This window comes from Flavobacterium koreense (genome assembly GCF_054776075.1).
In genome coordinates this window covers 42,263-60,477 of record NZ_BAAHCF010000003.1, presented here as the reverse complement: position 1 = coordinate 60,477, position 18,215 = coordinate 42,263, and the positions used below count along the sequence as shown (strand labels likewise).

The window sequence follows — 18,215 nt, the reverse complement described above, 5'->3', positions numbered from 1 at the left end:
TATGAAGATTGATAATAAAGATTTTTGGGAAAAAGAAAATATTATTTCAACACAAGATGTAACTAAAAATGCTGCTGATTTTGAGTTGTTTATGTTTCAAAAAGCTCAAGAAAGGTATGCGAGTCAAGGTAAAGTTAAATCAGTAAAAATATTTGGTTGTGGTACAGGAAGAGAAGTTTTAGCAGTTTCTGAGTTTTTTTCTCCAACTAATATTTTAGCTTCTGATATTTCAGAAAATATGATTGCAAAATGTAAGGAAAATTTAAAACTTTGGAATATTGAAAATACAACTGAAACTTTGGTTGGTAATGCTAAAGATTTTAATGAAGTTAGTAACACTTTCGATTTAGTAACTATATTAAATAGTATGCTTACTTATGTTCCTTTGAAAGAAGATCGAATGACTATTTTTAAAAACTCACTACAAATTTTAAAACCTAAAGCAACTTTAGTTGGTACCGTGCATAATCAAGTTGGTACACCAGCTAAAACCTATTATTTTAAGTTGAAAAATCTCTTTTCTTTTGTGTTCGGAGATAAAGTGGGAAACAGAGATACTGGTTTTAAAGGTTTTAAAGTTCCAGGTTACTATTATAATAGAAAAGGATTGATTAATGATTTGAATAAAGCGGGCTTTACAGATGTCGAAGTTCATTCATTAGAGGAATATTATGCTTCAAAAGGAAAAAAATACAATAGAAAAACAGGTTATAATAATTTATTTTTTATTGCCACTAAACCATAATTATAGTGTCAAATAATTACAAATTTTGTCTAATTGTTTGTACCTACATGCGTGCAAAACCTTTAATAGATTTACTAAGTTCAGTGAAAAATCAAACTTGGTATCCAGATGAAATTTTAATTATTGACGGCTCCACTAATAATGAGACTCAAAAAATAATTGAAATAAATAAATTTCAAAATTTATCCTATTTTTTAGTTGATTTAGAGCATCGCGGACTAACAAGACAAAGAAATTATGGGATTTCTAAAGTTTCAAATTACATTGACATTGTTTGTTTTCTTGATGATGATACCATTTTAGAAAAAGAGTATTTTGAAAATTTAATCGGTACCTATTCCAATTTTCCTGAAGCTCTTGGTGTTGGCGGATATATTACCAACGAAAGTGTTTGGCAAAAAGTTACTTTAGATTATGTTCCTAGTATAAAAGAGTATTTTTTTGATGGATGGAAACGTAAAGATGGAAGTCGCTTTGTTATAAGAAAAAAACTAGGCTTAGACACTAATTTACCACCATGCTTTTTGCCAGAATTTTCCAATGGTAGAAGTGTTGGTTTTTTACCGCCATCCAATAAAATATATGAAGTGGAGCAATTTATGGGCGGAGTAGCTTCTTATAAAAAATCAATTCTTGAACGTATTAAATTTTCAGATTATTTTGAAGGTTACGGATTGTATGAAGATGCCGATTTTACGCTTCGTTTATCCAATATTGGTAAGTTATATTTGAATACGGCTGCAAGGTTAGCGCATTATCACGATGGTTCAGGAAGACCAAATAAATTTTCTTACGGAAAAATGGTGATAAGAAATGGCTGGTATGTTTGGAGAGTTAAATATCCAAATCCTAGTTTGAAAGCCAGATTCAAATGGAATTTAATAGTTTTTTTATTGACAATAATTCGATTTAGCAATACATTTACCACAAACGATAGAAAAGAGGCTTTTACTGAAAGTTTAGGCAGAACTGTTGGTTGGTTTAGCTTAATTTTTAATAAGCCAAAAATTAGAAAAGAATGAAGTTTTGTATCATAACACATGTAGTTCATACAGAAGTAAACCAAAAATTTTATGGCTACTCACCGTATATCAATGAGATGAATATTTGGCTTAAAAATGTTGATGAAGTTGTAATTGTCGCTCCAATAGAAAACTTTTCATTATCACCAATTCATCAAGCTTATAATCATGCATCAATTGAATTTGTTGAAGTTAAAAAATTTGATGCACTTACTTTTTCTGCGAAATTAAAAGCTATTATTACGGTTATTAAAAATTGCATTTTCATTTATAAAGCAATGAAAAATGCGGATCATATTCATTTAAGATGTCCAGGAAATATCGGATTATTAGGTTGTATCGTTCAGCTATTCTTTCCAAAAAAACAAAAAACTGCTAAGTATGCTGGAAATTGGGATTCAAAATCAAAACAACCATTAAGTTACCGATTTCAAAAATGGATTTTAAGTTCCACTTTTTTTACTAAAAATATGCAAGTTTTAGTTTACGGCGAATGGGAGAATCAAACAAAAAACATAAGGCCTTTTTTTACCGCTACCTATTCTGAAAATCAAAAACAAGCAGTTGCGTTAAGACACTTAACTGCACCTTTAAAATTTCTTTTTGTTGGAACGTTATCATCAGGAAAACAGCCGATTTATGCTATAAATTTGGTTCAAAAGTTGATAGAAAATAATAAAGAATGTACATTAGAAATTTTTGGAGAAGGAATAGAAAGAACAAAATTAGAACTCTATATTAAAGAAAATAAATTAGAAGAGATTGTTTTTTTGAGAGGTAATCAAAGTTTAGAAACTATTAAAATGGTTTATTGTAAAAGTCATTTTGTAATTTTACCATCAAAAAGCGAAGGTTGGCCTAAAGTCATTGCAGAAGCTATGTTTTGGGGTTGCTTGCCAATTGCATCAAAAGTATCTTGTTTGCCTTCTATGTTAAATAATGGTGAACGTGGCATATTGTTGGAAATGAATTTGAATCAAGACGTTACTCAAGTTGAACAAATTACTAACGATGAAGAAACGTATTTAAAAATGACTTTAGATGCTATGATTTGGTCACGAAAATATACAACCGATTTTTTTGAAAGTGAAATTAAAACACTATTACAAGTTTATTAATGATAAAAATTTATACTAAAACTGAATTTTTGCTTCCAGAAAAGGATAGGCTATTTTTTCCGCTTTTGGTTGAACTTTATTTGGATAAAACACCACAGATTTTAGAACATTATTGTTTGGTGGATTCACCCGAAGAATCTGATGTTCTAATATTACCATTGGCTATAAATTATTGTTTAGAGAATGGCAAAATCGATTTAGTTAATTACTTTAAATCTAAAGCAAAAGAATTAAAGAAGCACTTATGGGTTTATGCACCTGGTGATATGGGTTTGACCATGAATGAAGATAAAATATTAGTTTTTAGAATGTCCGATTTCAAAAGTTTTCAAAATCGTTCAACGGTAATAATGCCAGCTTTTTTTAGAAATCCGTATCCTACAATATACAATAATCAACCTATTGCTTATCTTTCAAAAACTCAAAATCCTATTGTAGGTTATGTAGGTCATGCAAAAGGAGGTGTTTTAAAATTTATTACCACTTATGTTAATTATTTGAAGGTAAATTTTGAGATATTCATAAAAAAATACCATTCAGACTATTTTATATTCTATCATTCTAGCTTTGAAAGATTAAAATGGTTGAAGAAAATCACTTCAAATAAAAATATTGAATCTCATTTTATTTATCGAGATAAATATAGGGCTGGAGCTATAACAAAAGAAGAGAAGCAAAAAACTACTTTAGAATTTTATGATAATATAAAAAATTCTCAATACACTTTTTGTATGCGTGGTGGGGGAAATTTCTCAATAAGATTATATGAAACCCTAGCATTTGGTAGAATTCCAATTTTTATTGATACCGATTGTATATTACCTTTGGAACAAATTATTGATTGGTCGAAACATTGTCTTATCATAAAAGAAAATGAATTGCCTCAAGTAACAACGAAAATTATTGATTTTCACAATTCTTTAAGCGAAGAGCAATTTATTGATATGCAAAAAAACAATTATCTTCTAAGAGAGAAATATTTAACGCGCTCTGGATTTTTCACCTATTTCCATGATGTTTTTTTAAATAATAAATTATGAGAATAATACAAATCATTGATTCGTTAGATATCGGAGGAGCAGAAAAAATGGCGGTTAATTATGCCAATGCTTTAGCTCAAAAAGTTGAATTCTCGGGTTTAGTTGCCACCAGAAAAGAAGGTTCATTAAAAGTACAAATCGCTGAAGATGTAAATTATCTTTTTCTTAATAGAAAGAGTAAAATTGATTTTGCTGCAACTTTGCGATTGAAAAAATTTTGTAAATCAAATAAAGTTGAATTTGTTCAAGCGCATAGCAGTTCATTTTTTACAGCTTTTTTATTAAAATTAGTTATGCCGAGTATCAAAATTATTTGGCACGATCATAACGGATTAAGTGAATTTAGTAATGCTCGAAAATCTTTTGCTTTAAAGTTGACTTCCTTTTTTTATTTTGGAATAATCGTTGTTAATTACAAATTAAAAAACTGGGCAGAAAAAGAATTGAATTGCAAGAATGTTATTTATCTTCCTAACTTTACCAAATTACAAGATGAAGATAAAAAAGAAACAAATTTGTTTGGGACATCAAATAAAAGAATCCTTTGTTTAGCAAATTTAAGATTTCAAAAGAATCATTTTTTATTAATTGATGTTGCTATAAAGTTGAAAAATTCACATCCCGAATGGACTTTTCATTTGGTAGGAAAAGATTTTGAAGACGAATATTCTAGAAAAGTAAAAAAGGCAATTGCTGAAAATATGTTAGAAAATAATGTTTTCATTTATGGTTCTAAAAGTGATACACAAAATATTATTTCTCAAGTTGATATTACTATTTTGACATCACAATCAGAAGGTTTGCCAGTTGCATTACTTGAATATGGTATGAACAGAAAACCAGTAATTTCAACTAAAGTTGGAGAGATTCCATTTATTATTAAAAATGATGAATCGGGTTTTATAGTTGAAAATTATGATGCTGATGGTTTTTACAATCGTTTAGTTCAGATAATTGAAGATGAGATAAAAAGAGCCGCAATTGCAGAAGGTTTGTATACTTTTGTAATGAAGAATCATTCTGAAAATAGTGTTGTTGAAAATTTCATGAATTGGATAAATAAAAAATAATGCAAAACAAGGATAAAAATTATATCTTATTGATTTTAATTCATGCTGTACTTGGATTTGTAATCTACCTTGCACCAATTTTGTCTAAATTGTATGGAGTTCTCATTTTTTTTGTTTGTATTTATTTTATAATAAAAACTAAAAATAGAAATAATGAAGTACTCTATGCTTCGGCCTATATTGTTGGTAGCGAAGTATTTCTGAGGATGACCGATGGAAATCCGAACCATGAGTTTTCAAAGTATAGCGTAATTATTTTTCTTTCTATTGGAATGATTTATAGCGGTTTTTCTAAAAATGCAATCCCTTATTGGATATATCTTTTTTTACTTATTCCAGGAGTTATTATTGCAACTCAAACATTAAATTTGACAACCGTAGATATCAGGAAAACAATTGCTTTTAATATTTCTGGACCTGTTTGTTTAGGATTTGCTGCTCTTTATTGTTACAACAGAAAGATACGAATTGAAGAAATTAATAATATTCTACTTGTCATGGGCTTGCCAATAATAGCTTGTGCGTCTTATCTAACTTTTTTTACTCCCGATTTGAGTGTTGCATTAACAGGAACGAGTTCTAACGTTGCAACATCGGGTAATTTTGGTCCTAATCAAGTTTCTACAATTTTGGGTTTGGGATTTTTTATCTTCTTTTCAAGATTAATACTTGCATCAAGATCAAAACTTATATTTTTTTTAAATCTTGCCATTACCTTTGTAATGTGTTTTAGAGGACTAATCACATTTTCTAGAGGTGGAATGATAACTGGGCTTGCCATGTTAGTCATACTACTTTTTTTTATTTACATCAATAGTAAAAAAGCGGTTCAGTTAAAATTGATTTATCTTTTTATTGTTTCTATAATTGTGATGGTTGTGATGCTTGCTTATACTGAGATTAGAACCGATGGATTGTTGAGTAAACGATATCAAAATAAAGATGCTTTAGGTAGGGAAAAAGTAAGTAAATTTTCGGGTAGAGAAGATGTAGCAGCATCAGAAATTGAAGCGTTTTTATCACATCCTTTTTTTGGAATTGGAGTAGCAAAAGGAACCGAATATCGACTTGAACAAACTGGTGATATTATTGCTTCCCACAATGAAATAACAAGGCTTATTGGTGAGCATGGTTCGGTTGGAATACTCATTTTGTTAATTCTTTTTTTCACACCAGTCATTTTATATTTAGATAATAAACAAAATATTTTTCTTTTTTGTTTTCTTACCTTTTGGCTTCTAACAATAAATCATGCGGCAATGCGAACGGCGGCACCCTCATTTATTTATGCATTATCACTTTTAAAAGTCTATTTTAATGAAGAAGAAATTTCTTTACATAGGGAATAAACTTTCCAAACACGGAAATACAGCTACTTCAATTGAAACTTTAGGCGGTTTTCTTGAGGACGAAGGTTTTAAGGTTTATTATGCTTCCTCCAAGAAAAATAAAATCTTTCGTTTGTTGGATATGCTGATAACAACCATAAGAGTTTCTTCTAAAGTGGATTATGTGCTAATTGATACTTATAGTACACAAAATTTTTGGTTTGCATTCTTTGTAAGTCAACTGTGCAGAGTTTTAAATTTAAAATATATTGCCAAATTGCATGGCGGTGATTTGCCTAATAGATTAAAAAAGAGTCCTTTTTTATGTGATTTAATATTTAATAATGCCTATAAAGTAACAGCTCCGTCACTTTACTTATTGGATGCTTTTAAGGATAAATATTCAAAAAACTTAATTTACATACCTAATACAATCGAACTTAAAAAATATGAGTATTTTGTCAGGGATTTTGATGTGCCAAAAATTTTATGGGTAAGGTCTTTTTCTAAAATTTATAATCCAAAAATGGCAATTCAAGTGGCTGCAGATTTAAAAAATGAGTTTCCGAATGTTACTCTTTGCATGGTTGGACCAGATAAAGAAAATCTCATTAATGGTTGTAAAGAATTAGCTAATAAACTTAATGTTCCTGTAACTTTTACAGGAAAATTATCAAAAGAAGAATGGGTTATTTTATCAAAAGATTTTAATGTTTTCATAAATACTACTCATTTCGACAATACTCCAATAAGTGTTATTGAAGCAATGGCTTTAGGTTTGCCTGTCGTTTCAACCAATGTTGGAGGAATTCCATTTCTAATATCTGATAAAGAAAATGGACTATTAATTACAGACAATGATACCGAAGGAATGACTAATGCAATTCTTGAAATTTTCAATAATGAAATTTTAAGAGAAAAAATTACTACAAATGCAAGAAATACAGTAGAATCCTTTGATTGGAATGTAATAAAGCAAAAATGGTTTGAAATATTGAAATAGTGTTTAAGTTTGTATAGATTTTACTAACTTGCGTCACAGTTGTAAACGTACTAATGAAAAGCAATAAGAAAATACATTTTGAGGTATCAGAACGAAAGGTTCTTCTGAAGATTTTTGATGTAATCTTTGTATTACTATCATTGTATGTTATAAGTTCTATTTTTGATTTTAAATATTTTACTTTTTCTACTACAAATTATTATTGGGCAATTGTATTAGCTATCTATGTTAATATTTTTGGATCTGTTTTTGAAATGTACAATTTGCAGGTTGCAAGTAATCAATTTCAAATTATAAAAAGTATAATACTTGCTTCTTCTACAACAGTATTAATTTATCTTTTAACTCCAATTTATACACCGGTTTTACCTTCTAATAGATTGCAAATTATTATATTTTTTGTAGCTATTTTCGGCTCCTTATTAGCTTGGAGAATTTTTTATGTAAAATTTTTAGCATCCCATCGATTTGTAAAAAAAGCCATTTTGGTTTGTGATAAGGAGCAATTGCAAGAACTTGTTACTGGTCTTGAAAATGCTGATCCACATTATAAAATAATAGCATTTGTTAATTCTGATGGAGAAGATTCTTTTAATTTTAAATACAAATCAATAAAGAATATTCATCCCAATGATTTAGAAAATTTTGTTAGAAATAACTCTATTTCTGAAATAGTTATTGCCTCTCAAAAAACAGAAGGAATAACTGTTAGTTTATATAATCAACTAATTCATTTATTAGAAAATGGTTTTATAATTAGAGAGTATACACAAGTATATGAGGCTATTACACAACGAATTCCTGTGCAGTATGTCTCACGAGATTTTTACAGATATTTTCCATTTAGTAGAAGTAATCAAAATCATTTGTATTTATTGGTATCTAGATTGATTGAAGTAATTTTTTCTGTAATTGGGTTGTCTATTGGGTTGTTGTTTTTTCCAATAATTTTAATTGGTAATCTCATTGGAAATAGAGGTGGCTTATTTTACACACAAGAGCGTGTTGGTAAAAATGGCGAAGTATTTAAAATTTTTAAATACAGAACTATGGTGAAAAATGCTGAGGCAAATGGAGCTGTATTTACAACCGCCAACGATAGTAGAATTACACCTTTTGGTAAGTTTATGCGTAAAACTAGATTAGATGAATTCCCTCAATTTATAAATATACTAAAAGGTGATATGGCAATTATAGGACCAAGACCAGAACGTCCTATCTTTGTTAATGAAATCGCAGAAATGATGCCATTCTACGAAACTAGGCATGTTGTAAAGCCAGGATTAACAGGTTGGGCACAAGTAAATTATGCTTATGGTGATTCTATTGAAGATAGTTTGGTGAAGCTACAATATGATTTATATTACATCAAGCACAGAAGTATTTTTCTTGATATCAATATTATTATCAAAACGTTTAGTACGGTATTGTTTTATAGAGGACAATAAGTTTCTTAAATGCTTTTAGGCTCTAATTTTTTATTTCGTTTTAGTAATTTCAACAAAATATAATTGTTGGCTAAAATAAATGGAATCATTAATGGTAAATGTGGTTTACCAATCATAATTGCTATATAAACTAAGGTCATTGCAAAACATACATTAGCCATTTTTCTAAACCAAGTGCTTCCCAAAAATCCTAAGATTATATATATTGGATTAAACAGCAAAGCATTATAATTCCACAAAACTTCTTTGTGTTCTGAGTATAATCCTACTAGGCAAAGAAAAACCCCTAATAATCCTGATAGGAATAGATAGGACAATGAAACATACTTATTATTGATTAAAGCTATTACTAGTAGAATAAGAGCTATGAAATAGATACTATTTATAAAAGAAAAGGAAGAAGTAAGCTCAGCTCCTTTAATTAAGGTTTCTTTTTTTGCTACCAAAGGTCTATTGTCAATTTTGGCTTTGTCTAAACTATTTAACAGCTCAATAGGAAGAAATAGTTTTTCAGCTTTTGCATCTGTTTTTGCTCCGAAAATTATGTTTATACCCAATTTATAATAAAAGTGATTATCAAAATAAGGATAAAGTAATTCTCTATATGAAATGGATTTATCATCCACTTTTTCGATTAATTTTTGACCTACAATGGCATTAATTTTATCCACAACCATTGTGGTGCAATTACGATCTATAAATTTGTAGGTATAATTTCTTTCTTCAGAATAAAGAGAAGCATTTAAAAGTTCAAATAGTTCTTGTTTTTTTATTAATGGAAATGATAAAGTCTGTTCGATAACTTCGCGATTATCACTTTGATATTCAAAAATGAAGTCTTCATAAGAAGTTGCATTTATAAAATATTGTAAGTCACCTTTTACAAATTTTAGATAAAAATTTTCAGTTCTAAAATCGAAAGCACCATAGTTATAAACTACATCTAAGTTATTTATGGAATCTTTTATTCGTATGGCTGTATGACCAAAAGTGGAGTAAAGTTCATTTCCTCTTCCACAAGTAAAAATACTTACAGAAGCATTTTCTGATAGCGCTGGATTTTGAGAAAAACCAATGGTTTGAAAAAATAAGATAAGTAGAAGAAGTAATTTTTTAATCATAACGGTTATCTAAAAACACTAAAATCAACTTTCACAGAAAAAATATTTGAATATAATGCAGCACTTTGATCACCTAAATCGGTCAAAGCATAATCAACTTGAATTCCTTTGTATTTAAAACCAAGTCCAATATTAGGTTGAAAACCTACTTTTTTGGAACCATCCAATTGTGTGATGTTTTGAAAATTTCCCACACCAGCTCTTAGAAATACTAAATCAGTATAATTGTATTCAAATCCTAAGGCAGGGTCGATACTTACAAAGCTCGTTGCCAATATGTCATTGGTTCTAGCAAATTGCATGTTCAAATTTCCAGAAGCTTTTAAATACGTTTCATTGTGAAAATCGAATGTTTTAGACATTCCAAGTTGTGCTTTTGGTAGTGTAATTTCTGAACTTTCAGGTAAATCTTGATTTTCACCCGGAATGGCATTTTTTATTTTAGCATATTCTTCCTCATTGATAGCCCATACATTATAAGTAGTAGTAATATCTCTCAACATTAAACCAAATTTCCAATCGTCTCTTTCAAATTGAAGACCTAAATCGAAACCAAATCCCCATGAATTTGCAAAATCTCCAATGACACGTCGAATCACTTTTGCATTAACTCCATATTGAAAACCAGGAATTTTAAGTCTTCTGGCATAAGATAAAGTCAATCCATAATCTGCAGTTGAAAATTTGCTGATTCTATTGTAATCAATATTTCCATCACCATCAATAAGTTGTGTGGTGTTTAATATGTCATCTACTCCAAATCGTATCAAAGAGATTCCCCAAGCACTGTCATCATCAATAGGTTTAGCATAAGCAGCATAATCATATTGAGCAATATTTGCAAAATAACTTGCATGCATCAACGACGCTTGACTATCTTCTAAACCTAGTAAACCTGCTGGATTCCAGTATCCAGAATTCACATCATTTGTATGCGCGACAACAGCATTAGACATTCCCAATGCAGCAGCATCTACACCTATGTTCATAAACTCGTTAGAATATTTTCTAACAGCTTGACTATGAGATAAAGTGCAGCCTAAAATGAAAGTTAAAAAAAGAATTTTCTTCAAAGCAAATATTTTTTCAAAAATAGAAATTTTTATTGAGCTAACTTCATATACAATTCATAATAATATCTCAAATAAAAACTCTAATTACAAACGTACTTATGTATAAACTTATTGTATTACATTTGTCTTTAGAAAAATTAAAAGCATGAACATCAAAAAACACATTCCTAATATACTTACTTTATTAAATTTATTATGTGGTTGTATCGCCATAGTTTTTGTCTCTAAATTGAGGTTTGACTTAGCTTTTTATTTTGTTTGCTTGGGAATATTTTTTGATTTTTTTGACGGTTTCTTCGCCAGAAAGTTTGGTGTAGCCGGACCTTTAGGTGTTCAGTTAGATTCCTTAGCAGATATGGTTACAAGTGGTGTAGTGCCTGGATATGTAATGTGTCAAATGTTGTCGTTTGATGGAAGTTTTATGCAAATTACAAATGATTTGTCTTTTTTTCAAGTCTCTTTTTTAGGTTTTATTATCACACTTGGCGCTTGTTATCGTTTGGCAAATTTCAATATCGATACAAGACAATCTGATTCATTTATTGGTTTGCCAACTCCAGCAAATGCACTTTTTATAATGAGTTTACCATTGGTTATTGAAGAGTGTCATTTTCTTACCTTAAGTGAACTTCTAAATATAAAATGGGTTCTTTTAGCCATAACTATGATAAGTGCTTACGTTATGAATGCTGAAATTCCGTTGTTTTCATTGAAAATAAAGAATTTTAGTTTTCAAAAATATAAATTGCAAATTGGATTTTTAGTTCTTTCAATAGTAATGATTGCTACTCTGCAATATCTTGCAATACCTTTAATCATAATGACTTATGTTTTATTGTCGGTTGCAAATAATATGTTGGCAAAAAAGTAGTTATTTAGTTTTAAGATTTTAGTAGTATGTATCAAGACTTTTATGGCAAAAGCTACCACGAGAAAAACACCAATTCGAAAAAGAGCTACCAAGAAAAAGCAAACTTTTTTTTCTTTAAAGTTTATTATTATATCGCTTTTGATTATTCTATTTTCTTTAGGAATATATCACTATCGTAATGCTATTCTATATTATTTTAGTTTCAAAACAGATAAAGTTTTAAAAGAAGATAAAGTGGCTCAAGCTAGAATTTATCAAATTTTGAAAGCTCATAAAGAATTGACTTTCGGGTTTGATGTTTCTCAATATCAAGGCGAAATAGATTGGGAACAAATAGATTCTGTTGAAAATAAATTTCCATTACATTTTGTACTTATTAGAGCAACAGCCGGAAATAATAAAGAGGATTCGGAGTTTGATGACAATTGGAAAGCAGCCAAAAAGCATAATTTTATTCGTGGAGCTTACCATTATTATCGTCCAAACGAAAATTCAATCGAACAAGCCGAAAATTTTATTAAGACAGTAACTTTGAAAAAAGGTGATTTGCCTCCAGTTTTAGATATAGAACAATTGCCAAAAGAACAATCTATTGATAGTTTGAAAGTAGGATTGAAACGGTGGTTGAAAAAAATTGACGCACATTATAAGGTGAAACCTATTATCTATACCGGCGAAAAATATTATGAAGATTTTCTAAAAGAGGAATTTAAAGGATATACTTTTTGGGTAGCCAATTATAATTTCTTTGTAGAAAATATAAAAGAAGATTGGCTTTTTTGGCAATTCACAGAAAAAGCAACAATAAAAGGAATCAACGAACGAGTTGATTTGAATATTTATAACGGTACGCCCAAGATGTTGGAATATTTGACTTTAAATTAATTTCCGTTTAATGAAATCATATAAATTATAAGTCCGAAAAAGCAAGCTATGCCTACTAAAAATAAATAGGATTTTGGATGAGCAAAATTTATAGTTGCACCAAGATTAGGATTTCGTTTGTCAACTAATAATCTGTTGTCTTCTTTGTTGTAATAAAACAAACCCCATTTCCAATTATTAGGATCTTTATGCCATTTATCTAATGTCTCTTTCGATGGTTTTTCCATTTTTTTAAACGTCTAAATCTACTTTTGGTGCGTTGAAGTCAATTTTGGTTTTACGTAATTCAAAATTCTGACCTAAATAAACTCTTCTAACCATTTCATCTTCAACTAATTCTTCAGGTTTTCCAGCTTTTAGAATTCCTCCTTCAAACATTAAGTAGGTTTTATCAGTAATAGCCAAAGTTTCTTGAACGTTGTGGTCAGTGATCAAAATTCCGATGTTTTTATTTTTTAACTGAGCCACAATTCTCTGAATATCTTCAACTGCAACAGGGTCAACTCCTGCAAAAGGTTCGTCAAGTAAGATAAATTTTGGATCAGTTGCTAAAGCTCTAGCAATCTCAGTTCTACGACGTTCACCTCCTGAAAGTAAATCACCACGATTGGTTCTAATGTGTTCTAAACTGAATTCATGAATTAAGCTTTCCATTTTTGCAATTTGCTCTTCTTTTGTGTGATTTGTCAATTGCAATACACTCAAGATATTATCTTCAATACTTAATTTTCTAAAAACAGAGGCTTCTTGAGCCAAATAACCAATACCATTTTGAGCACGTTTGTACATTGGAAACTCAGTAATATTCATATCATCAAGATAAATATTTCCAGAATTTGGTTTTACCAATCCAACAATCATATAGAAAGAAGTAGTTTTTCCAGCACCATTTGGTCCCAAAAGCCCAACGATTTCTCCTTGATTTACTTCAACAGAAATTCCTTTTACAACACTTCTACCTTTGTAGGTTTTGATTAAATTTTCGGCTCTTAGTTTCATATCTAGATTATTAGATTTTTAGAAAGTTAGATTTTTAGACAAATTAACGAATAAACATATAACCTAATTGATGATTTAACAATTATTTAGTTTCTTCCTCTAATGCTTCCCAAAATTCGTAAGCTCTTCTTAAATGAGGAATAACTATAGTTCCACCAACTAAAGTAGCAATTCCCATAGCTTCCATCATTTCTTCTTTTGTAATACCTTCTTTGTGTGAGGTTTCCAAATGGTATTTTATGCAATCATCACATCTAAGAACAGTTGAAGCTACTAAACCCAAAAGTTCTTTAGTTTTTACATCCAAAGCACCTTCTGCATAAGCATTAGTGTCTAAATTAAAAATACGCTTTACAATTTTATTATTGTCAGCCAATAACTTTTCGTTCATTTTAGAACGATATTCATTAAATTCTTTAACTTGATTGCTCATCTGCTTTTAAACGTCTTTTTACTACGAAAGCCGATATAAATATACTGACTTCATAAATTAATAACATTGGAATTGATACTATAATTTGGCTTACCACATCTGGTGGCGTAACTATTGCTGCTACAAAAAGAATAATTACGATGCCATATTTTCTGTATTTTCTAAGAAACTGTGGAGTAACTAAACCTAATTTTGTTAGGAAATAAATAATAATTGGTAATTCGAAAAACAAACCACATGCAATTACAGATGTTTTTATCATACCTATATAGGAGTCAACATTGAATTCATTTTTAATAACACTACTTACAGTAAATGTGGCAAAAAAGTTTACCGACATTGGAACAATTATGTAGTAACCAAATAAAACGCCTAGAAAGAATAAAATAGAGGCAATAAAAATAAAATATTTAGCATTTTTTCGTTCTTTTTCATAAAGCGCCGGACTAATAAAACTCCATAACAACCATAATATGTAAGGAAAAGCAAAAATAAATCCAGCCGTTATACAAGTCCAAATTAATATAGTGACTTGACCTTCCATATCTGTATTTTGAATCACAAAAGGTAATTCAGTAACACAAATACTTTCCTGAAATCCAACATAGTTTGATAACTCACAAAACAAACGATAAGTTATAAAATTTGGATTTGTTGGTCCGAAAATAATATTGTCAAATATAAAATCACTTATGAAAAAAGTTGCTGTTGCTCCAATTAGAACAGCAATTGTACTTCTTACCAACAACCATCTTAATTCTTCAAGATGTTCCATAAAGGACATTTCCTTCATTTCTTTTTTAGCCATTATACAATTCCTTCTTTTAAAATATCGTGTAAATGAATTACTCCTTTATATTCATTATTATCAACTACAACTAATTGTGTAATTGAAAAATCTTCCAATATGTTTAGTGCATCAACTACCATATCAGATGTTTTTATTGTTTTTGGATTTACCGTCATAATATCTTTTGCAGTTAATCCTGTAATGGTTTCTGTTTTATTTAGCATTCTTCTGATGTCGCCATCAGTTATAATACCAACTACTTTGTCATTTTCAATAACAGCTGCAACACCAAGTCTTTTCTCAGAAATTTCAACAATTACATTTTTGATACTTGAGTCTGGACTTACAAACGGTTTTCTGCTGGTATCCAACATATCTTGAACTCGCATTAATAATTTTTTCCCTAAAGCACCACCAGGATGATATTTTGCAAAATCTTCTGCTTTGAAATTTCTCATTTCCATTAAAGCAACTGCCATAGCATCACCCATAACTAACTGTGCTGTTGTGCTATTAGTTGGTGCCAAATTATTTGGACAAGCTTCACTTTCTACATAAGTATTTAAGGTAATATCAGATTCTTTTCCTAAAAATGAAGTTATATTACCAGTAATTCCAATTAGTTTATTACCAAATCTTTTTAATAACGGAACCAAAACTTTTATTTCTGGACTATTACCACTTTTTGAGATACAAATAACAACATCTCCATCTTGAACCATGCCTAAATCACCATGAATAGCTTCAGATGCATGTAAAAACATAGAAGGAGTTCCAGTTGAATTCATTGTAGCAACAATTTTTTGTGCAATAATGGCACTTTTTCCAATTCCTGTAACAATTAAACGTCCTTTGGTATTGTATATAATTTCAACGGCTTCTACAAAGCTATTGTCAATGAAATCAGTAAGTTTTGCAATTGATTGGCTCTCTGATAAGAGTGTTTTTTTAGCCGATTCAATGATATTTTCTTTAGTTATCAAAATAGATTTGTTATAAAATTTGTATGAATAAAAGAAAGTTGTATATTTATGGTTGCAAATTTATGTAAAAATACTATTAAGTAAGAATGAATTCAAACGAAATTGACATACACAAAGAATTAAAAAAATATTTTGGTTTTAACCATTTCAAAGGTTTACAAGAAAAGGTTATCAAAAGTATTTTGGCAAAAGAAAATACATTTGTAATTATGCCAACAGGTGGCGGAAAGTCATTGTGCTATCAACTGCCTTCGCTTGTTCAAGAAGGAACTGCAATTGTGGTTTCTCCTTTGATTGCACTTATGAAGAATCAAGTTGATGCTATTAGAAGTGTTTCAACAAATGATGGCATCGCGCATGTATTAAATTCGTCATTGACCAAAACCGAAATCAATCAGGTTAAAAAGGATATTACTTCTGGTATAACCAAACTATTATATGTAGCACCAGAATCATTAACAAAAGAGGAATATGTTGAGTTTTTACAATCTGTTCCAATCTCTTTTGTAGCTATTGATGAAGCGCATTGTATATCAGAATGGGGTCATGACTTTAGACCTGAATACAGAAATTTACGAACTATTATTAAGCAACTTGGGAATGTTCCTGTTATTGGATTAACCGCTACAGCAACTCCAAAAGTTCAAGAAGATATACTTAAGAATTTAGATATGTCTGATGCTACTACTTACAAAGCATCGTTCAATCGTCCGAATTTATTTTATGAAGTACGAACAAAAACCAAGAATATTGAAGCTGATATAATCCGATTTATAAAACAAAACAAAGGTAAATCAGGAATTATATATTGCTTAAGCCGAAAGAAAGTTGAAGCAATCGCTGAAGTTTTACAAGTAAACGGAATCAGTGCTGTTCCTTATCATGCAGGTTTGGATGCAAAAACTAGAGCAAAACATCAAGACATGTTCCTTATGGAGGATGTTGAAGTTGTTGTTGCAACAATCGCCTTCGGAATGGGAATTGACAAACCAGACGTTCGTTTTGTAATTCATCATGACATTCCTAAATCTTTAGAAAGTTATTATCAAGAAACAGGTCGTGCTGGTCGTGATGGAGGAGAAGGACATTGTTTAGCGTATTACTCTTATAAAGATGTAGAAAAGTTAGAAAAATTTATGTCAGGTAAACCAGTTGCTGAGCAAGAAATTGGTTATGCTCTTTTACAAGAAGTAGTTGCCTATGCAGAAACTTCTATGTCAAGACGTAAGTTTTTATTACATTATTTTGGTGAAGAGTTCGATAGTGAAACTGGTGAAGGTGCAGATATGGACGACAATGTTCGTAATCCAAAAGCTAAAGTTGAAGCTAAAGACAATGTCAAAAAATTATTAGAAGTTGTTCGCGATACCAAATATTTATATAAATCTAAAGAAGTTGTTTTTACCTTAATTGGAAGAGTAAATGCAACCATAAAAGCTCATAGAACTGATACTCAATCTTTTTTCGGTTGCGGAAAAGACCAAGAAGAACGTTATTGGATGGCTTTAATTCGTCAAGTTTTAGTAGATGGCATGCTTACAAAAGACATTGAAACCTACGGAATTTTGAAAGTTTCAGATAAAGGGCACGACTTCATTAAGAATCCTACATCGTTTATGATGTCAGAAGATCATGAATATAATGAAGCAGAAGATGATGCCATTGTAACTGCAGCTAAATCTTCAGGAACTGCTGATGAAGCTTTGATGGCGATGTTACGTGATTTACGTAAAAAAGTAGCTAAAAAATTGGGTGTTCCACCTTTCGTTGTTTTTCAAGATCCATCTTTAGAAGATATGGCTTTGAAATATCCAATTACTATGGATGAATTGATAAATATTCATGGAGTAGGTGAAGGTAAAGCGAAGAAGTATGGAAAAGAATTTGTTGAATTAATTAGCAGATATGTTGAAGATAACGATATCATTCGTCCAGATGATTTAGTTGTAAAATCTACAGGAGCTAATTCGGCAAATAAATTATATATCATTCAAAATATAGACAGAAAACTTTCTTTAGAAGATATTGCTTCTGCCAAAGGAATGAAAATGGATGATTTGCTAAAAGAAATGGAGCAAATTGTATATTCAGGAACAAAATTGAATATCAAATATTGGATTGATGAAATACTAGATGAAGATCAACAAGAAGAGATTCACGATTATTTCATGGATTCAGAAACTGATAAAATTGAAGATGCTCTAAAAGAATTCGACGGCGATTATGATATCGAAGAATTACGATTAATGAGAATCAAGTTTATTAGCGAAGTAGCTAATTAGTAAA

At 29.9% G+C, this 18,215-nt stretch carries 18 protein-coding genes; 11 read left to right on the top strand and 7 right to left on the bottom strand.

What is annotated here, in order from left to right; all coding sequences use genetic code 11:
• Nucleotide 1 precedes the first annotated feature (1 nt).
• The 8 genes from ACYU7A_RS02775 to ACYU7A_RS02740 are packed head-to-tail and all read left to right on the top strand — an operon-like array spanning nucleotide 2 to nucleotide 8,774.
• Entirely contained in the window at nucleotides 2-745 is a 744-nt protein-coding gene (locus ACYU7A_RS02775) for a class I SAM-dependent methyltransferase (protein ID WP_460574085.1), read from the top strand.
• 5 nt (nucleotides 746-750) lie between these two features.
• On the top strand, nucleotides 751-1,767 hold the full coding sequence (locus ACYU7A_RS02770) for a glycosyltransferase family 2 protein (RefSeq protein ID WP_460574084.1): 1,017 nt from the start codon (nucleotides 751-753) through the stop codon (nucleotides 1,765-1,767).
• On the top strand, nucleotides 1,764-2,885 hold the full coding sequence (locus ACYU7A_RS02765; RefSeq protein ID WP_460574083.1) for a glycosyltransferase: 1,122 nt from the start codon (nucleotides 1,764-1,766) through the stop codon (nucleotides 2,883-2,885). Before ACYU7A_RS02770 ends, ACYU7A_RS02765 begins: the two co-directional genes overlap by 4 nt.
• Nucleotides 2,885-3,925, top strand: a complete 1,041-nt coding sequence (locus tag ACYU7A_RS02760; protein ID WP_460574082.1) for an exostosin domain-containing protein — start codon at nucleotides 2,885-2,887, stop codon at nucleotides 3,923-3,925. The genes ACYU7A_RS02765 and ACYU7A_RS02760 overlap by 1 nt, the downstream gene beginning before the upstream one ends.
• Entirely contained in the window at nucleotides 3,922-4,995 is a 1,074-nt protein-coding gene (locus ACYU7A_RS02755) for a glycosyltransferase (RefSeq protein ID WP_460574081.1), read from the top strand. The genes ACYU7A_RS02760 and ACYU7A_RS02755 overlap by 4 nt, the downstream gene beginning before the upstream one ends.
• A complete protein-coding gene (locus ACYU7A_RS02750; RefSeq protein WP_460574080.1) occupies nucleotides 4,995-6,344 on the top strand; it encodes an O-antigen ligase family protein in 1,350 nt (449 codons plus the stop codon). The genes ACYU7A_RS02755 and ACYU7A_RS02750 overlap by 1 nt, the downstream gene beginning before the upstream one ends.
• Nucleotides 6,313-7,326 carry a glycosyltransferase family 4 protein gene (locus ACYU7A_RS02745; protein WP_460574079.1) on the top strand — a complete coding sequence of 338 codons (1,014 nt, stop codon included), beginning with the start codon at nucleotides 6,313-6,315 and terminating at the stop codon, nucleotides 7,324-7,326. The genes ACYU7A_RS02750 and ACYU7A_RS02745 overlap by 32 nt, the downstream gene beginning before the upstream one ends.
• A 53-nt stretch (nucleotides 7,327-7,379) precedes the next feature.
• Entirely contained in the window at nucleotides 7,380-8,774 is a 1,395-nt protein-coding gene (locus ACYU7A_RS02740; protein WP_460574078.1) for a sugar transferase, read from the top strand.
• A gap of 5 nt (nucleotides 8,775-8,779) precedes the next feature.
• On the opposite strand, the gene ACYU7A_RS02735 is transcribed toward ACYU7A_RS02740, so the two are convergent.
• Together ACYU7A_RS02735 and ACYU7A_RS02730 are read right to left on the bottom strand one after the other, a co-directional pair.
• The gene (locus ACYU7A_RS02735) at nucleotides 8,780-9,895 is read right to left on the bottom strand and encodes a lipoprotein N-acyltransferase Lnb domain-containing protein (RefSeq protein WP_460574077.1); all 1,116 of its coding nucleotides are present in this window, start codon (nucleotides 9,893-9,895) and stop codon (nucleotides 8,780-8,782) included.
• Nucleotides 9,896-9,900: 5 nt separating this feature from the next.
• Nucleotides 9,901-10,968, bottom strand: coding sequence for a putative type IX sorting system protein PorV2 (locus ACYU7A_RS02730; RefSeq protein WP_460574076.1), 1,068 nt, complete (start codon nucleotides 10,966-10,968; stop codon nucleotides 9,901-9,903).
• A 145-nt stretch (nucleotides 10,969-11,113) separates the two neighbouring features.
• Between ACYU7A_RS02730 and ACYU7A_RS02725 the strand changes: the two genes are divergently transcribed.
• Nucleotides 11,114-11,839: a CDP-alcohol phosphatidyltransferase family protein gene (locus tag ACYU7A_RS02725; RefSeq protein WP_460574075.1), complete on the top strand. Its 726-nt coding sequence runs from the start codon at nucleotides 11,114-11,116 to the stop codon at nucleotides 11,837-11,839.
• A 42-nt stretch (nucleotides 11,840-11,881) separates the two neighbouring features.
• Nucleotides 11,882-12,724 (top strand): GH25 family lysozyme, encoded by an 843-nt coding sequence (locus ACYU7A_RS02720; protein WP_460574074.1) that lies wholly within the window; start codon nucleotides 11,882-11,884, stop codon nucleotides 12,722-12,724.
• On the opposite strand, the gene ACYU7A_RS02715 is transcribed toward ACYU7A_RS02720, so the two are convergent.
• The 5 genes from ACYU7A_RS02715 to ACYU7A_RS02695 all read right to left on the bottom strand — a co-directional run bounded on the left by ACYU7A_RS02715 (nucleotide 12,721) and on the right by ACYU7A_RS02695 (nucleotide 15,929).
• Nucleotides 12,721-12,951: a DUF5808 domain-containing protein gene (locus ACYU7A_RS02715; protein ID WP_460574073.1), complete on the bottom strand. Its 231-nt coding sequence runs from the start codon at nucleotides 12,949-12,951 to the stop codon at nucleotides 12,721-12,723. The genes ACYU7A_RS02720 and ACYU7A_RS02715 overlap by 4 nt on opposite strands.
• Before the next feature lie 4 nt (nucleotides 12,952-12,955).
• Nucleotides 12,956-13,723 (bottom strand): LPS export ABC transporter ATP-binding protein, encoded by a 768-nt coding sequence (lptB, locus tag ACYU7A_RS02710; protein ID WP_298304389.1) that lies wholly within the window; start codon nucleotides 13,721-13,723, stop codon nucleotides 12,956-12,958.
• A gap of 82 nt (nucleotides 13,724-13,805) precedes the next feature.
• Nucleotides 13,806-14,156 carry a carboxymuconolactone decarboxylase family protein gene (locus tag ACYU7A_RS02705; protein ID WP_460574072.1) on the bottom strand — a complete coding sequence of 117 codons (351 nt, stop codon included), beginning with the start codon at nucleotides 14,154-14,156 and terminating at the stop codon, nucleotides 13,806-13,808.
• Nucleotides 14,140-14,964, bottom strand: a complete 825-nt coding sequence (gene tatC / locus ACYU7A_RS02700) for a twin-arginine translocase subunit TatC (RefSeq protein WP_460574071.1) — start codon at nucleotides 14,962-14,964, stop codon at nucleotides 14,140-14,142. The genes ACYU7A_RS02705 and tatC overlap by 17 nt, the downstream gene beginning before the upstream one ends.
• Nucleotides 14,964-15,929, bottom strand: coding sequence for a KpsF/GutQ family sugar-phosphate isomerase (locus ACYU7A_RS02695; RefSeq protein ID WP_460574070.1), 966 nt, complete (start codon nucleotides 15,927-15,929; stop codon nucleotides 14,964-14,966). Before ACYU7A_RS02695 ends, tatC begins: the two co-directional genes overlap by 1 nt.
• A gap of 86 nt (nucleotides 15,930-16,015) precedes the next feature.
• On the opposite strand from ACYU7A_RS02695, the gene recQ reads away from it, so the two are divergent.
• The gene (recQ, locus tag ACYU7A_RS02690; protein ID WP_298304381.1) at nucleotides 16,016-18,211 is read left to right on the top strand and encodes a DNA helicase RecQ; all 2,196 of its coding nucleotides are present in this window, start codon (nucleotides 16,016-16,018) and stop codon (nucleotides 18,209-18,211) included.
• The last annotated feature ends 4 nt before the right edge of the window (nucleotides 18,212-18,215 follow it).

Coding starts and splice junctions, on each gene's coding strand:
- ACYU7A_RS02775 (WP_460574085.1), top strand. CDS start 2: ATGAAGATTGATAATAAAGATTTTTGGGAAAAAGAAAATATTATTTCA.
- ACYU7A_RS02765 (WP_460574083.1), top strand. CDS start 1,764: ATGAAGTTTTGTATCATAACACATGTAGTTCATACAGAAGTAAACCAA.
- ACYU7A_RS02760 (WP_460574082.1), top strand. CDS start 2,885: ATGATAAAAATTTATACTAAAACTGAATTTTTGCTTCCAGAAAAGGAT.
- ACYU7A_RS02755 (WP_460574081.1), top strand. CDS start 3,922: ATGAGAATAATACAAATCATTGATTCGTTAGATATCGGAGGAGCAGAA.
- ACYU7A_RS02750 (WP_460574080.1), top strand. CDS start 4,995: ATGCAAAACAAGGATAAAAATTATATCTTATTGATTTTAATTCATGCT.
- ACYU7A_RS02745 (WP_460574079.1), top strand. CDS start 6,313: ATGAAGAAGAAATTTCTTTACATAGGGAATAAACTTTCCAAACACGGA.
- ACYU7A_RS02740 (WP_460574078.1), top strand. CDS start 7,380: ATGAAAAGCAATAAGAAAATACATTTTGAGGTATCAGAACGAAAGGTT.
- ACYU7A_RS02735 (WP_460574077.1), bottom strand. CDS start 9,895: ATGATTAAAAAATTACTTCTTCTACTTATCTTATTTTTTCAAACCATT.
- ACYU7A_RS02725 (WP_460574075.1), top strand. CDS start 11,114: ATGAACATCAAAAAACACATTCCTAATATACTTACTTTATTAAATTTA.
- ACYU7A_RS02720 (WP_460574074.1), top strand. CDS start 11,882: ATGGCAAAAGCTACCACGAGAAAAACACCAATTCGAAAAAGAGCTACC.
- ACYU7A_RS02715 (WP_460574073.1), bottom strand. CDS start 12,951: ATGGAAAAACCATCGAAAGAGACATTAGATAAATGGCATAAAGATCCT.
- lptB (WP_298304389.1), bottom strand. CDS start 13,723: ATGAAACTAAGAGCCGAAAATTTAATCAAAACCTACAAAGGTAGAAGT.
- ACYU7A_RS02705 (WP_460574072.1), bottom strand. CDS start 14,156: ATGAGCAATCAAGTTAAAGAATTTAATGAATATCGTTCTAAAATGAAC.
- tatC (WP_460574071.1), bottom strand. CDS start 14,964: ATGGCTAAAAAAGAAATGAAGGAAATGTCCTTTATGGAACATCTTGAA.
- recQ (WP_298304381.1), top strand. CDS start 16,016: ATGAATTCAAACGAAATTGACATACACAAAGAATTAAAAAAATATTTT.